Source organism: Streptomyces sp. NPDC001750 (assembly GCF_042892615.1).
Lineage (GTDB): Bacteria > Actinomycetota > Actinomycetes > Streptomycetales > Streptomycetaceae > Streptomyces.
This window is the reverse complement of record NZ_JBIAUE010000035.1, coordinates 1-14,610: the sequence shown is the minus strand read 5'-3', so window position 1 is coordinate 14,610 and position 14,610 is coordinate 1. Positions and strand designations below refer to the sequence as shown.

Here is a 14,610-nt window from a genome sequence, read left to right as displayed (position 1 = left end):
ACCCCGACAGGGTCGTGCATACAGACTTGACGACGTGATTCTTCCCCCTCCGAACAATGTCAACTGTCGCTGTCGCGGGACGGGTTACCACGTACTCACCGGAATCCCGAGCGGCCCGGCCCGGATCCCCGAGCCCTGCCACCAGCTTCGCTCAGCCACCTTGGAAGAACCTTCGACGTTTCTTGAGTCCGGAAATCGAAGCGGATCCGAGGCCGCCTCGCCCGTCTGCTGCCGCGCCACGCGGTCGATGAAGAAGGAAGGAGACGTGTGAGCCCCGCCCGGCTCCCCGTCGTGGGCGGCGTACTCCACTGCAGAGTTCGGCACCTCCCGGGCGCAGGCGTACCGGCTGCCCGACATCGCCCGCGCCGTGGGCGCCATCCAGACCGCTGTGACCGTAGGAACCCCGTCGTCTCGCATGCGAGACACCAACGCAACGACCGCGGCCGTGCTCGACGACGACCTGTCCCAGCGCGCCCTGACCGCCGTCTCCGCCCGGACCAGCGACGTCGCGGCTTTGATGATCTACCCGCCGGCTTGCCGTACTCGCTCACAGCGGCCTCCAGGCCCTCGACGAGCTCGCCGCCACGCGCGCGGTGGGGGAGCTGATGCTCGAAGTCGTCCCCGCCTACCTCTCCGACCGCCGCCCAGAGCGGAGCGGCGCTGCCGGTTGCCAGCGAGAGTCCGGGACGAGCCCTCAGCGCTGTCGGACGATGTCGTCCAGGTACGGCGTCCCAGCAGGCCTGGTCGGGCTGGTCCAACGCGGACTGTTCCTCCACATGCTTCCCAGCGCGGCGGGCCGGCACCAGCCGACCGGGCAGGGTGCCACGTATGCCCTCGCCCGGGGGTACTCGAGCGTGTCAGTTCAAAACCCGGCTTTGAACCCGGCCCTCCCGCACGGCCTCTCAAACTCCTCACCCTGGTCTCAGACCGGGTTTTGAGATGTCGCCGCAACAGAACGTTCAACGCCTCAGGATCGCACCACAGCGAGGCGCATGGCCTCCATCAGCTCCTCGCGAGCCGCGCGGAAGACTCGGCGCGCCTCAGCGCACTCGGGATCCTCGCGCCGCGCACCGGCAACCACCGCGTCCCGGTACAGGGCCAGCTTGTAGCCTGCGTCTCTGGCCTTCAGCACGACTTGTGGCGGTGCGAGCAGCTCGACCTGGTACTGCTTGGCATGTACCCCATGCTCCAGCAGAGCCTTCTGCACCTGCTCCTGCTGCGACGAGTCCGATGCGCGGCTTGCCTCGCTTATGACGTCCCTCGCGTGTGTCAGCGCTTCCAGGAACTGGACGTACGAAGACCACAGCGTCTCTCTGTCACGCTCACCGACATCCCGGCGCCACCGCACCCGATCAGCGAGAAGAGTGCTGCCGACCCCAACGATCGCGCCCAACACCGTACTTACTAACGTTGTCCATTCCATGGCGGCACAGTACGGATCGTCCCAACGCATAGCCAGAGCATGCTGGGTCGGGCGGGACAGGCGTCTTGAGGGACCTGCGGCAGGGGAGACTTCGACCTCACGGTTGCGAACACGGATCGCTCGGGCGACCAGGGCCGGGAGTGGGGGAACCGGGCCTTCGGCTGTCAGGCCGCCCAGGTCGCAGGCGCACCTTCATCAGGGTTGGGGATGTCGACTGCCGTCGTCGGTGCGGCCGGATGCCGCACGGTGGTGATCGGGACAGCGCCGGATTCGGCGCCGGGTGCCCAGACCAAGCGCCGGGTGCCGTCGCACTCGCATCCGCAGGCGTCGTCCGGGTACGGATGCCGTAAGAAGGCGCCGTGCGTGAAGGCGGCGCACCGGATGCGGGGGATGAGCGCCGAGGGGTCGTCGCCAGGCTAGTGCTGCGACCGGAAAGGTTCACCGGTTCGCGACGTCCGGCACGGCACCTCGCCGCGTTGTCGCATCACCCGAGCACGTCCAGTACGAGGGCGATCCCCCGCCTTGCGATGCACCGCACCGGACGCCCCGAGCTTCCCGGCAAACCCTTCCGGCCACCGCGCTAGCCACAATGCCGCGTAGACAGGGTCTGCGGATGCCCGCCACGGGGTCTGGTGTGGTCAGGATGTCGATGCTGATGGTGGCCTTGTAGCTGGTCCGGTCGACGGTGCCGGGGCTGGGGGCCGGCGGTTCGGCCTCCCCGGCCGTTTCAGCCGGTTGGGCCGGGCTGGTCGTGGGGAGTGCTCGGGCCGTTGCTGTGGGGGCGCTGTGAAACGCGGGTGCGGGCCGTGCCCGGGGTCTAGGCGGAAGTGGGTCGGGGCAGGAGGTGCCGCGGGGCGCGTCGGCGGCGGGGTCGGTGTCCCAGCGGGCGAGCTGCCGACGCCAACTCCAGACCGGCCGCTGTGCCCGACACGGTGGCGTGATCGGCTGGTGGGGCTTGACCATGCGGGCCGAGCAGGGGGAATTTGGTTGCGGTCGTGCTGGGCGGGAGGGAGGCTCCTACCGCTCCGAACATCCCAAGCTCTTCCGAAACTGGACTTCCCGATGAGCAATGTCATAGTCAGCACTCGTTGCGGTCAGGTCCGCGGTCATTTCCACGACGGCATAGCGTCGTTTCTGGGCATCCCTTACGCGGCACCGCCGTTCGGCGTGAACCGGATGCGTCCGCCCCGTACCTCGGAGCCGTGGAGCGGCGTGCGTGACGCGTTCGTCCACGGCCCGAGCGCACCGCAGCCGGGCTACGCCCCTGCCATGGCCGGTCTTCTCACGGAGGCCGGCCCCCAGGGCGAGGACTGTCTCAACCTCAATGTCTGGACACCTTCGCCGCTCCAGTCCAGCGAAGGACTGCCCGTCATGGTGTGGATCCATGGCGGTGCCTTCCGCAACGGGTCCGGCTCGCTGCCCACCTACGACGGCTCCGTCCTCGCCGGTGACGGCGTCGTCTGTGTCACCCTGAACTACCGGCTGGGCGCGGAGGGCTTCCTCCTGCTGCCCGACGGCACCGCCAACCTCGGTCTGATGGACCAGATCGCCGCGCTGGAGTGGGTGCGCGACAACATCGCCGCGTTCGGCGGCGACCCCGGCAACGTGACCGTCTTCGGGCAGTCTGCCGGAGCGATCAGCATCACCGCGCTCATGGCGATGCCCCGGGCCGAGGGCCTGTTCCGGCGGGCCATCACCCAGAGCGGTGCCGGACACCACGCGCACACGCCCGAGACCGCGCGCCGCATCACCGAACGTCTGGCCGCACTCGTCGGTGTCGGGTGCACCGTCGAAGCCCTCGCCGCCGTCCCACCGCAGGACCTGGTTGCAGCCAACAGCCGACTCGCTCAGGAGATCGCCCGCAGTACCGATCCGGGCCAGTGGGGCGAGTCCGCAGGAGGCGGCACGACCGTTCTCCCGGTGGCCGGGACCGCGACGCTGCCCGAGCGCCCCGTCGACGCCATCGCCGCCGGTGCCGGCCGCCAGCTGGATCTGCTCACGGGCGTCACCGCTGAGGAGTTCCGCCTGTTCCTGGTACCGCTCGGCATGGCCGACCGCATCGACGACGGCTTCCTGCACGGCTTCCTCAACGCTCTCGGGCTGGAGCCCGTGGCCGCGCGGGCCGTCTACGCCGAGGCCCGACCGCAAACCAGTGCCGCCGACCTGTTCTCGGCAGTGATGACCGACCACGGCTACCGTCTGCCAGCGGTCCGCATCGCAGAGGCCCGCGCCGCCCACGGCGCGGACACCTACTTCTACGAATTCACCCAACCTTCCCCGGCCCTGAACGGTTCCCTCGGCGCCTGCCACATGGCCGAACTCGGCCCCGTCTTCGGGAACCCGCACGACCCGCTGATGGACACGTCGGCCCATCCGCTGCTGTCCGAACGGATACGCGGCGCCTGGACCTCCTTCGCCCGCCACGGCCGTCCCACCACCGGCCACCTGCCACCCTGGCCCGCCTACCTGCCCGGCCGGTCCGTCATGTTCCTGGACGCCACCGCACCCGCCGTCCATCAGGACCCCGCCCGGCCCGAACGACTGCTGTGGAACGGCCTGCGCTGACCGAAACGCCGGAGACCCCCTATGCCGAGTTCGTCGCGAGCCCGGAGCAGCCTTGCGCGCTGTACAAGGACGCGCTGACAAGGCTTGCTGTCAGGGAGTGGCGCGAAGCCGGAGCTATCTGCGAGCGAATCGACCTCACCAACGCGCAGAAGACGCTCTCGCTCATGCGCGTGGAGGCGCCGGACAGCGTGGTCGACAGCACGGAGCAGACATTCGAGCATCTGCGACAGGCCAGCCTGCAGTTGCAGCACCTCGCGCACCTTCTGCAACAAGGGGTGGTGAGCACCGAGGAAATGCCCGCCGTGGAGAAACTCCTCTCAGATCAAAGGGTATTCGGGTCGCGACTTGAAGCACTTCCAGCCGCGGTAGTGGCAGGATGCCGGGATTCACTGCAAGGATATGCCGCCATTCAGGCACCCCCGGTGCGGCGACGTCATGCGAGTAGAACCCGCTTACGAAGTGGCGAGAACTTGGCTCGGTCGGACATCTGCCGCTTGAGTTGTGCCAGACCCCGCTGATCAGCGGGGCCGCGAACCAGCCGGCTCGTCATGCTTGGGTGGGGTCCTTCGTGAAGCGGTGTGGGTGGGCTGCCTTGACGTACTTTCACGTCAACCCCAATGTTTCGGGTGAATTGGGTGCCCTCTGCCCGCGGAGGAGGCAGCGGGCAGAGGGCGGTCGCGCATGGGTCAGGCGAGCGAGTCCCGGCCCCGCGACGTCTCCGGCATCGTGAAGTAGCAGACCGCGGCGATGAGCGCGGTCAGTGCGACGTACCCGAAGTACCACAGGGAGCTTCCCGCGTCCGCCAGCCAGGTGGCCAGGTAGGTGGCGGTTCCGCCGAAGGCCGCGGTGACCACCGAGTAGGTGAGGCCGATGCCGAGGCCGCGCGACTCGGGTGAGAACTGCTCGCTCATCAGCGCGGGGAACGGCCCGTGGAAACTGGTGAGGAGGATGACGAGCACCAGCAGGATGGGAAGCGTGACCGCGACGGCGGTGGACAGCAGGCTCGCCAGCGGCACCAGGACGACGGCGAGGGCGAGCGAGCTGAAACCCGTCACGGGGCGGCGGCCCAAGTGGTCGGAGAGCAGGCCGGTGAAGGGCGGCAGCAGACGATGCCGGATTTCGCGGGGAGCGGGGTGGCAGTGGTCTGCTCGGCCTGCTCCGCGGTGTCGTGGGCCGGTTCCTCGACGTGCAGCGAGCGGGGTAGAACCAGTGCGTAGAGGCCGACCAGCGCGCCGATGCCGAACGCGATCCGCCGGCTGTAGTCCATCACCTGCTGGTCGCTCAGGACTGTGGTGAGGATCCAGCCGAGCAGTGAGGCGAGCAGCACACCGATGCCGACGCCGACGAAGATCGCCGAGGAGTAGAAGGCGCGTCGCCGCTCCGGCACGGCCTCGGTGATCAGGACGGTGGAGGCAGGCATCTCGCCACCCGCCGACAGGCCCTGGACGACGCGCGCGAACAGCAGGATGAGCGGTGCGGCCATGCCGATGGAGTGGTACGTCGGCAGGACCGCGATGAGGAGGAGCCCGCGGCCGTCATCAACACGGTGAGGTTGAAGACGACCGAGCGGCCGAAACGGTCGGCCAGGTGGCCGAAGAGGACGCCGCCGAGGGGGCGGAAGAAGAACCCGATGGCGTAGATGCCGAAGGCGGCGAGCAGGCCGTTGGATCCGCCGGCGTCCTCGGTGAAGAACTGTCCGGCGAAGTAGGCGCGAAGCGCACTGGATGATCTCCAGCGGGTGGAGGCCGGCCTCGCGCAGCAGCTCCATCTCCTCGACGAGCCCGAAACCGTAGAGGATGTAGATGAACCCTGTGTCCGAGCCGACCGTCACTCGTCCGCCGCGGTGGTAGAAGTCGCGGACGAAGGCCATCCAGAGGCGGTAGTTCTCCTTCCAGGCGACCTCCTCCTCCGTCCCCCAGTCCTGGAAGTACGAGCCGTGGCTTTCGGGGTTGGGCTGGAAGAACTTCCAGGCCTGCGGGGAGGTGTAGTCGCGGTGGTACTCACGTCCGCGGGCCTGGGCGGCGTCACGCGAAGCGACGTAGACGGCGAGAGAGGGATCGAGGGTGGTGCCGAGGGAGACGAGCTCGTCGACGGTGTCGTCCCATACCGAGCTGCCGGGGTCGGCGGCCTCGTGCCACAGGCGGCGGGGCGCCAAGAAACTTGATTCCCCGTGCCCCGGCCTGCTCGCTGATCCACTGCTCGGCTTCCCTGGGGCTGCGGAAGGGCTCGCCTCGTTCGGCGCCGAAGGCGGAGTAGGCGATGATGTTCGGAGCGGTAATCTCGTCGGCGGCGGAGCAGGCGGCTTCACGGACGGTGAAGTTGACGCCGTTGCCGATGCAGCCGACCTCGCGTCTCCGCAGCTGCCTTGTGGGCTGTGACTCAGCCGCCGTCAGGATGTCCGTGTGGCCGCGACAATCCGGTCGGCACACGTGCGGTACGCCTCGCGTCCGGCCGGGGCGGAGCAGTCGCCGGACGGCGTACTGTGCGAGCGCGGCTTGGGAGCGGACTTCTCGCCGGCCTGCGCACCGCGGTACGCGGCCCCGGGATGGGCTGGGACCCGCACGAGTACCGCCACTCGTCTCTGACCTGTCTTGGCGAGGCCGGGGCAAGCCTGCTGATGCCGGTGGCGAAGTCCCGGCACGAGAAACCGGAGAACGTCCGCCGCTACTTCAAGCCCTCCCCGGAGACCATCGCAGAGCTGACCAGCTTGCTCGGCCCCGGCGATGCACGCAGGTGAGGCACCAGTGCAGTGCTCGACCCGGCCTCATGCCGCTGAGGGACCGCTCGCATCGAGCGTCCTGGTCGTATCAGGCAGGCGGGGTCAGGAACGTCGCCGCGGGCGCAGCCCAGCGCGGGTCGCGGCCGGAGGAAGCCAGGGCACGAACGAGAAGCGATGCGGCAGCGGGTACTGGCACCGGAGCGGCGAAGCCTCCGTACTGGCGGTAGACCTCAGCATGTTCCTCGACCACACCAAGGACCATCTGAGCAAGATCGTCCTGAACTTCGAGCCGCTGACCGGTGGCCTGGGCGACGTCCCAGCCGTGTACCACCATTTCCTTGATCACCATCTGCGCGATTGCTGCCGCAGGCATAGTCATGCCGCCCAGATCCACCTCTCCTTCCCACACGGCTGGCTCGGCCCATGCCGCCACGGCCCGGTCCAGCTGATCCGCATAGGCATCGGCCCAGGCAGGAGCGGCGGTGAAGTCGCAGGCGATCAGTTCCTGCGGCAGTGCCTCCCGACGCGCCCGGCGCTCAAGGCCATGGGCGGTGTAGAGCACCCAGTGGTTGATCAAAGCCCGGGTGTCGAAATCTGTGCAAGGGGTGGGCCCGTCCAGGTGTTCCTCTCGGACGCCACGGGCGATGCGTGCTGCTTCCGCCGCGGCGCGAGTCATGAGGGGGTGAAGTGCGTGACCGTTCATGTGCCGATCGTGGACCGGTTGCAGGGCCGGAGTCTTGAACAAACGCGACAGCTGGTGCGGTGACCGCAAAGGTTTGCCGGGAAGCTCGGGGCGTCCGGTGCGGTGCATCGCAAGGCGGAGGATCGCCCTCGTACTGGACGTACTCGGTCGAAACCCCAACCCTCCAACTCGTCCACCCCCTTGCGGACCGTAGTCTCGCTGACCTGGGCCGCCCACGCGACCGCCCGGATTCCGTCGTGCCCCGTGATCCGGTCCTCGACCCCCGTCATCAACCGCCGCTGCCGCTCGTCCAGAAGCGGGAACAACACCCGGAATTTCACAGCGAGTTGACCACGAACTTCATCGGAGATGCTCATACCGCAACACCGAACCGAATCACGCGAAGCAACACCTTGATTCTGCAAGCCCTCAGCCACGGAGTAGTGAGCGTGCGGCAATGATGAGCATGTGGGTGCAATCGACCGTGTCTGAAAGGCTCACCCACTCGACGTCGGCATGCGCGCCTTCTCCTCCCGGGCCGAAGAGGACTGTGGGGATTCCTCGTGAGGCGATGAAGGCGGAGTCCGCCCAGAAGCTGATTCCGCCGATGGCGGCGGGACGTCCACGAACCTGCTCGTGTGCGGCGCCAAGCGTCCGTACGAGGGGGTCATCGGGTGCCGTCTCCATGGGGGGCCGGTGCAGGCCGGTGTGTGCGGCGGCCTTCAGTTGAGGGTCGGCGGCCCGGCAGCCTTCGAGCAGCTGCTCGATCTCACTTTGGATGTCGGTCACCGTTTCGCCTGGCAGGGTGCGGCGCTCCAGGGTGAGCACGCACCGTTCGGGAATGGTCGATGCCTCCTTGCCTCCGGTGATCAGTGAGGCGTGCACGGTGCCTGGTCCGAGCAGGTTGTGCCGCTGTTTGTCCAGCGCTTGGTTGAGTTCCTCGAGCGCGACCAGGATCGGGCCGGTCTTGACGATCGCGTCCACGCCGAGCTCCGGCCGGGAGCCGTGCGCCGCGATGCCGGCCACCTCGATGTCCACCCACACAAAGCCCTTGTGGGCCACTCCGATGGCCATTTCGGTCGGCTCGGTGACGATCGCGGCGTCCGCGGTGAGGTCGGGCAGGAGCAGTCGGATCCCGCGGCTGGCGTGCTCCTCGTCCGCGACCGAAGCGACCACGACCTCGACGGGCAGCCCGAGCCGGTCGACCTCCCGGCAGGCGACCAGGGCGGCAGCCAGTCCCGCCTTCATGTCGTAGGCGCCACGCCCGTACAGACGGTCCCCGTCGACCCGCGGGAGTAGTGGGTCGACCATCGCACCAATACCAACGGTGTCCAGGTGACCGCACAGCAGCAACCGGGCGCTGTCCTTCTCCGGCCTTCGGCTCCGCACCAGGACGTTCGGGCGTCCGGAGCCGTCGTCGACGATTTGGGCGGTAAGCCCCTCCCCGACCGCCCAATCGTAGACGTATTGGGCGATCTTTGACTCGCCGCAGGCCCCTTCGGACAGGGACGGGTTGACCGAGTCGATCGCAACCAGGTTCTTCAGCAGGTCGATGACATCCTGCTCGATGATGTTCACGGGCGGTTCTCGCTTTCTGTGGGATTGCTGGAGCTTTCGGTGCTCAGCAGGACGACGGTGGAGTCTGCGTTCAAGCCGAGCGCGGCCCGGCCTTCAAGGGGCCCATCGGCCAGGACGGCACGCACTGCCGCCAGAGATGCGGCTCCGCAGGGCCCTGCTGCTATCCCGTGCTCGGCCAGCTCGCGGCCTGCGGCGGCGGCCTGCTCGTCGGACACGGTGACCACGGCGTCGAGGCCGTCGCGCAGGTAGGGCCAAGCGAGAGACGACGGGGTACCGCAGTTGAGTCCAGTCATGATCGTCTTGCCGGCCGACACGCGGCGCGGCCGCCCCTCGCGGAGGCTGGTCTGGATGCAGGCTGCGGTGTCCGCTTCCACGCCGAGCAGTGCCGCAGGCTGATCCATGTCTCGGCTGCGGTAATGGGTGACAACGGCCTGCGCGAGCGACCCCACGCCCATCGGCGTCACCACCAGCGCGGGCGAGGTGTCACCAAGCTGCGCGTCGATTTCGGCGAGCAAGGTGGAATACCCGTCGCTGATCCACTGCGGAATGATCTCGTAGCCGGGCCAGGCGGTGTCCTGCACCAAAACTGCTCCGGGGCGCGAGTCGGCGTCCTCGGCCGCACGCTGCACGGCCCTGTCGTAATCCTCGGTGAGCACGGTCACCACGGCCTGCTCGGCGCGGATGGCCTCGACCGTCCGCACACCGACCACATCCGGTATGAACACCCGTGCCGGGATCCCGAGCAGCCGCGCGAACCGCGCCAGAGCGCGCCCGTGATTCCCATCCGTCGCGGTCACCAGCTCCAGTGTCGGGAGCGAGGCGACCACCGTGCGGAGAGCGTCGAGCGCCACCGGTGCCCCCTTGTCTGCACGCTCGCAGAGCACGCGGTAGATCGCATAGGAGACTCCGAGCGCCTTGAACGCCGGCAAGCCGAGCCTGGAGGACTCGTCCTTGACGACAACCCGACGCACCCTCCACTCGATTGCCAGCGAAGGCACCTCCACCAAGGGCGTCGGCGCATAGCCGGGCAACCTCGCGTGGAACCCCGCTGCCTCGGCGGGTGGGGGCGGACAGGTCCAATCTCGGGCCAGCGGGTTGAAGAACCAGGAACCCGTGGTCAGGGCGCTGTTCTGCGTCATGCCCTCACGATTTCAGCCCACTTCTTTGCAGTAAAGTGAAGGATATCGACAGGAAGCATTCGGTTATTCCGAAAGATCTGAGGGAGCGGTCATACTCGACCTGCATCGGCTGCGGCTGCTGCGCGAACTCAAACATCGCGGCACCATCACCTCCGTGGCCGCCGCGCTGAACTACAGCCCGTCCACGATCTCCCAGCAGCTCTCGCTGCTGGAAGCCGAGGCCGGTGTACCGCTGCTCGAACCGATCGGGCGCCGAGTACGACTCACGCCCCAGGCCGAGATCCTGGTCGCGCACACCGGTATCGTGCTGCGACAACTGGAAGCGGCAGAAGCAGAGATCGCCCAGTCGCTGACGGAATTGACCGGCACCGTTCGCATCGCGGCCTTCCAAACAGTTCTCCTGGCTCTTCTGCCGCCGGTCCTTACGAACCTCCGCACCCAGCACCCCGGATTGCGTATCGAAGTGCTCCAAGCCGAGCCCCAGATCGCCCTGCCGAAGATGCTCGCGCACGACTACGACCTTGTGATCGCCGAGGAATACCCCGGCCATCCCCTCCCTCGCCTGGCAGAGTTCCACTACCGGGAACTCTGCCAGGACCACATGCGCATCGCTCTGCCACCGACCGACCGCGGTACCGATCCCGACCGTGTGTGGGAGCTCGTCGCCGAACGTCCGTGGATCACTGAACCGCACGGCACCACATCGCGCCAGTGGATCCGGGAGCTGTGCCGCAACGCCGGGTTCGAGCCCGACATCCGCTACACCACCGACGACCTCCTGGTCCAGCGTCGCCTGGTCGTCGCAGGCCACGCCGTCGCTATCCTGCCCGACCTGCTCTGGCTCGACCACCGACCGGAAGCCGTCCTGATCGACATCCCCGACAGCCCGCACGCTCGCCGCATAGTCACCGCCTGCCGCAAAGAGAACGCGGCACACCCGGCCATCGAGGCATGCCAAACCGCATTGGCCCAGGCAGTACTGAGCCAACCACAGTGAGCATCCCGCTCGGCCGGTGCCCGTAGGCGCCACATTCGAGGAGCAGAAGCCTCGCGCTCACGAGCATCGCAGCGTCACACTCCCCGGTCGGGCACCCGGCATCCGCTACAGCCTGGACGCCCCGCAGCGGGCGGCGTGCCTACTCGTCGACTAGTGCCGCGACCGGCAACGTTTGCCCCGTCGCGTTGCCCGGCACGCACGCTCGCGGCGTCGGCCAAAAGCCCACGTAGCCCGCTACGAGGGCTTCCGGCCGACTTGCGATCGCACGCACCGGACGACGCCCCTTCGGGGCAAACCTTCCCGGTCGCGGCACTAGGAGAGTCCGCGTTCGTAGTCGACGGTGAACTCCCCGGTGACGGTCACCTGCTACCGCTACAGAGGCAACACGATTCTCACCCCCTGGACCCGCCTCAACCACGCCTGAACGGCAGAGTCCGTGGAGAGCCCGGTACTCGGAGACGGTACACGGGGTTCGGCGAGCGGCACGGACAAACGGATCGGTGGCAACACCGGCATCGCGCTCCGTGACGACTCAACAGGCCCCCCCACTGCTCCGGCCTCGGTGTGCACCGCTGAGTTGTCGAGCGCACGATCGCCTGGCTGCAGCAGGAGGGTGGCAATTTGGTCCCACAGCGGTTCGATCAGTCAGGAAGACAGCACCGCCACGCCGCTCTCCCACGGCCGCACAGCACTGCAGGTGTGCTGATCGCAGCGCTGGTGGTTCTCGTCGGACAGGTGAGTCGCAGTCCCGCCACGGTCACGACGCTCCGCCGTAGAGCGCCCGGAAGTGCAGCAGCGCCTGATGGTCCGAGTCGGATTCCGTGAGCGTGTGGTCGTCCTCAAGGACACCGTTCTCATCCCACTGCTTCGCCCACAGGGCAATGCCGTACTCGTACTCGCCGTCCTCCGCGAGCTGCCCGTTCCGGTGCCATTCCCGAACCCGTCCATGCAGTACCCCCCGGGCGAAAGTCGAGTCCACCATGGGCTGCCCCGACGGATACCACTCCTTCGTCGGCCCCCACCGCAGACCCTCCCGGTAGGTCGCCTCGGACCTGAGGGCGCCACCCTTCTCCGTGAACGCGACCCCGGTGAAAGGCACACCGTCCAGGTAGTGGAGACCGTCGTCCTCGTAGTCGACCCGGTCCACCGGAACTCGATCCATGGAAATCTCCTAGCTGTTTTGCCCGCGTGGTTCGACGGGCGGATCCAGTCGGCTGCCGGTCCGCAAGTCCCGGCTGCTGGCGTTGACTTGTGATATCCGGTCCGATCCGATTCTGCCAAATCGCTATGGGCGCCCAAGGAGCGTTGCCGGGCACGGCGGCATCCGTTCGGGGAGCCGGAGCCGAGTGCAGCGTCAACCAGGAGACGGCCGGACCACAGCAAGACCCAACCGACCTCCAACCCGCATCCATTCGCGCGAGTTCTGAGACCGCTCGTGTTTTGCGGTTCTGGCGGGCTTGCCGTGTTCAAGCCGCGTGGCGAGCCTTGCGTGAGCCCAGACCTGCTGGACGGCCGTGATTTCGGCATCGGTGGGCTGGCCTGCGGCAGCGGGGAGAAATCGGGCGGCTATGATCACGCGGCGGAGCCTGGCGGACATGTCGGAGAACGTGGGCTCGGTCTTGGTGACGTACCAGGGCGCTTGCTCGCGGCGGTCGGCGACGTCCTGAGGGTCATGGCCATGCAGCGCGTACCAGACAACGTTGATCGAGTAGCAGTACAGGCCGAACGGCACGGCGCGGCGGCGTGGCGTTCTCGGTGCGGCTGCGGGCCTGTCCGACGCCGAGCAGGTCCCGTGCCTCCTCAAAAGTCACCTCGATGGACCACCTCCACGCGTATCCGGTGACCAACGCCGGGGCCTGGCTATCGAGTTCGGTGGTGACCAGGGCCACGTCGTAGCCGGTGTCCGTGCCGTCGTCGCGGATCAGAATGACGCGGACCATCTGCGTGTGAGACGAGCCATACCACAGGCAGCGCACCTCGGCGACGTGCACGGTGTCGATGCGCCCGCACCGCTTGTCCTGTGCAGATGTGAACGTCGCGGCCTGCGCAAGGTCGGCGGGGACGCCGAGGCGGTCGCCTTTGAGCCGCGGCCGACCGCGTCGGCCGGTGGGCGGCGGGGCGAGGTCGAACAGCACAGCGTTCGCGGGCAACCGGGTGGTGATGGTGATCTGCTCGGGCAGGTGACGCAGGGCATTGCCGTGGTAGGCAGCGTCGGCGATCACGTGCAGTGGTCGGTTCAAGCACACCGCCATCAGCCGGATCATCGACGCCGCGAGCTCGACCTTCGATGGCCCCAATTTCGGCCGCCACAGCCTCGCCATCCGACCAGCCGCACCAAACCGCCCCATCAGGCGACAAGCACACCCCTGCCCCTGGAATCAACCGTTTGAGGCCGACGGTCCGCTACTCGTCCTCGTCCTCCCGTTCCTCCGCGGCCTCTGGCGTGGGGAGCAGGACGACGTCCGGCAGCGGCAACTGGAGATCGGCCGTGCTGTCGTCGGGGAGACGCAGCCGAATGCGGTCGTCGGTGAGGAATTCGATCCCTGAAGCTCCGTAGACCCAGTAGTCGTAGCGGTCGTTCTTCAGCTCCGGCCGCCAGCCCACGGGGAGGTCGAACTCCAGCGTGTGCTGCTGGCCCACACCAGTCTGGAGATCATGGATGATCAGTCGGCCGAACCGCACCCGGCCGCCGACGCTGGGGATGTAGCACTCGTCGTAGTACACGTCCAGCCACTCGTCCCACTGCTCGGCCCACTCCTCCGGGTCCGGTGTCCACCATGGGTCACCCGACCCGGTCGAGCACGCCAGCAGGTTCTCCGACGGCGAGAACGCGGGCATGGACCACGCGTCGCCGCTGGTGCCGCCGGCCACCCGGCGGATCGGGCCGTCGAGGGCGAACACCTCGCAGCCGGCGTCGCCCTGGTGCCGCTGCCAGACGACGGCGAAACGTTCGGACGGCGACAGCGCCAACGTCTCAGCAGGCGGATATCCGACCAGCCCGACCTCGTCAACGAGGGTCATTTCCGGCCACGAGTAGCGGCCGATCCGATCGTCGTCGAAGGCCACCACCATTGGGCTGGATTCGGCGAACCGGACGGCGTCGGCCCAGTCCCGGCCCCACCTGAACCGCCCACTGGCGACCTCCCACACGCCCACACCGCGCCGGCCACGCTTGTCCTTCAACGATCCCGCGACCACCGACTGATCGAGGGTCATGCGCAGGACGGTCAACTCCGCCGATTCCGGGACGTTGTCCCAGAACCAGTCGGGGCGACGGTCAGCGGGACGTTCGAACTCGCCGAATTGCGTGGTGATAAGGCCGGAAGTCTGATACGCGCCGACCTCCCATTCTCGTGCAGCGTCATCTGCTTGAGACGACCCCGAACCTCGTCCTGAAACCATCAGTCAGGCTGCAGCGGCCGCGTCGAGAGTGGAACGGATCAGGATCTCCAACTGCGCGGACACTGTTTGCAGTGGCGCCACGGAGCGGCGCACACGAGCGAGCAG

General features: G+C 67.8%; 12 protein-coding genes and 2 pseudogenes. 4 read left to right on the top strand and 10 right to left on the bottom strand.

Annotated elements, in window-relative coordinates:
- Nucleotides 1-967 precede the first annotated feature (967 nt).
- The gene (locus ACFYY6_RS33545; protein ID WP_351523099.1) at nt 968-1,423 is read right to left on the bottom strand and encodes a hypothetical protein; all 456 of its coding nucleotides are present in this window, start codon (nt 1,421-1,423) and stop codon (nt 968-970) included.
- Nucleotides 1,424-2,485: 1,062 nt separating this feature from the next.
- Here ACFYY6_RS33545 and ACFYY6_RS33540 point away from each other — a divergent pair.
- The gene (locus ACFYY6_RS33540; RefSeq protein WP_351523101.1) at nt 2,486-3,988 is read left to right on the top strand and encodes a carboxylesterase/lipase family protein; all 1,503 of its coding nucleotides are present in this window, start codon (nt 2,486-2,488) and stop codon (nt 3,986-3,988) included.
- Nucleotides 3,970-4,506, top strand: coding sequence for a hypothetical protein (locus ACFYY6_RS33535; protein WP_389197111.1), 537 nt, complete (start codon nt 3,970-3,972; stop codon nt 4,504-4,506). The genes ACFYY6_RS33540 and ACFYY6_RS33535 overlap by 19 nt, the downstream gene beginning before the upstream one ends.
- A 168-nt stretch (nt 4,507-4,674) precedes the next feature.
- Here ACFYY6_RS33535 and ACFYY6_RS33530 read toward each other — a convergent pair whose 3' ends face one another.
- Nucleotides 4,675-5,043 (bottom strand): hypothetical protein, encoded by a 369-nt coding sequence (locus ACFYY6_RS33530; RefSeq protein WP_351523105.1) that lies wholly within the window; start codon nt 5,041-5,043, stop codon nt 4,675-4,677.
- Nucleotides 5,040-6,143 carry an MFS transporter gene (locus tag ACFYY6_RS33525; RefSeq protein ID WP_389197109.1) on the bottom strand — a complete coding sequence of 368 codons (1,104 nt, stop codon included), beginning with the start codon at nt 6,141-6,143 and terminating at the stop codon, nt 5,040-5,042. The genes ACFYY6_RS33530 and ACFYY6_RS33525 overlap by 4 nt, the downstream gene beginning before the upstream one ends.
- Before the next feature lie 333 nt (nt 6,144-6,476).
- On the opposite strand from ACFYY6_RS33525, the pseudogene ACFYY6_RS33520 reads away from it, so the two are divergent.
- A pseudogene (locus ACFYY6_RS33520) lies at nt 6,477-6,725 on the top strand (site-specific integrase); the annotation flags it as partial.
- A gap of 70 nt (nt 6,726-6,795) precedes the next feature.
- Here ACFYY6_RS33520 and ACFYY6_RS33515 read toward each other — a convergent pair.
- The 4 genes and pseudogenes from ACFYY6_RS33515 to ACFYY6_RS33500 form a co-directional block, all read right to left on the bottom strand.
- Nucleotides 6,796-7,410 (bottom strand): TIGR03086 family metal-binding protein, encoded by a 615-nt coding sequence (locus ACFYY6_RS33515; protein WP_389197107.1) that lies wholly within the window; start codon nt 7,408-7,410, stop codon nt 6,796-6,798.
- A 161-nt stretch (nt 7,411-7,571) separates the two neighbouring features.
- Nucleotides 7,572-7,766, bottom strand: a pseudogene (locus ACFYY6_RS33510) (ISAzo13 family transposase); the annotation flags it as partial.
- A gap of 52 nt (nt 7,767-7,818) precedes the next feature.
- Nucleotides 7,819-8,967: a M20/M25/M40 family metallo-hydrolase gene (locus ACFYY6_RS33505; RefSeq protein WP_389197105.1), complete on the bottom strand. Its 1,149-nt coding sequence runs from the start codon at nt 8,965-8,967 to the stop codon at nt 7,819-7,821.
- Nucleotides 8,964-10,106, bottom strand: a complete 1,143-nt coding sequence (locus tag ACFYY6_RS33500; RefSeq protein ID WP_386610121.1) for a diaminopropionate ammonia-lyase — start codon at nt 10,104-10,106, stop codon at nt 8,964-8,966. Before ACFYY6_RS33500 ends, ACFYY6_RS33505 begins: the two co-directional genes overlap by 4 nt.
- A 91-nt stretch (nt 10,107-10,197) precedes the next feature.
- Here ACFYY6_RS33500 and ACFYY6_RS33495 point away from each other — a divergent pair, with 91 nt between their 5' ends.
- A complete protein-coding gene (locus ACFYY6_RS33495) occupies nt 10,198-11,103 on the top strand; it encodes a LysR family transcriptional regulator (RefSeq protein ID WP_389197144.1) in 906 nt (301 codons plus the stop codon).
- 757 nt (nt 11,104-11,860) lie between these two features.
- On the opposite strand, the gene ACFYY6_RS33490 is transcribed toward ACFYY6_RS33495, so the two are convergent.
- From ACFYY6_RS33490 to ACFYY6_RS33480, 3 genes are all read right to left on the bottom strand, one after another.
- Entirely contained in the window at nt 11,861-12,265 is a 405-nt protein-coding gene (locus tag ACFYY6_RS33490) for a hypothetical protein (RefSeq protein WP_351525939.1), read from the bottom strand.
- A gap of 508 nt (nt 12,266-12,773) precedes the next feature.
- On the bottom strand, nt 12,774-13,424 hold the full coding sequence (locus tag ACFYY6_RS33485) for a transposase (RefSeq protein WP_351525941.1): 651 nt from the start codon (nt 13,422-13,424) through the stop codon (nt 12,774-12,776).
- Between the two features lie 82 nt (nt 13,425-13,506).
- Nucleotides 13,507-14,319: a hypothetical protein gene (locus ACFYY6_RS33480; protein WP_389197102.1), complete on the bottom strand. Its 813-nt coding sequence runs from the start codon at nt 14,317-14,319 to the stop codon at nt 13,507-13,509.
- Nucleotides 14,320-14,610: the final 291 nt, after the last annotated feature.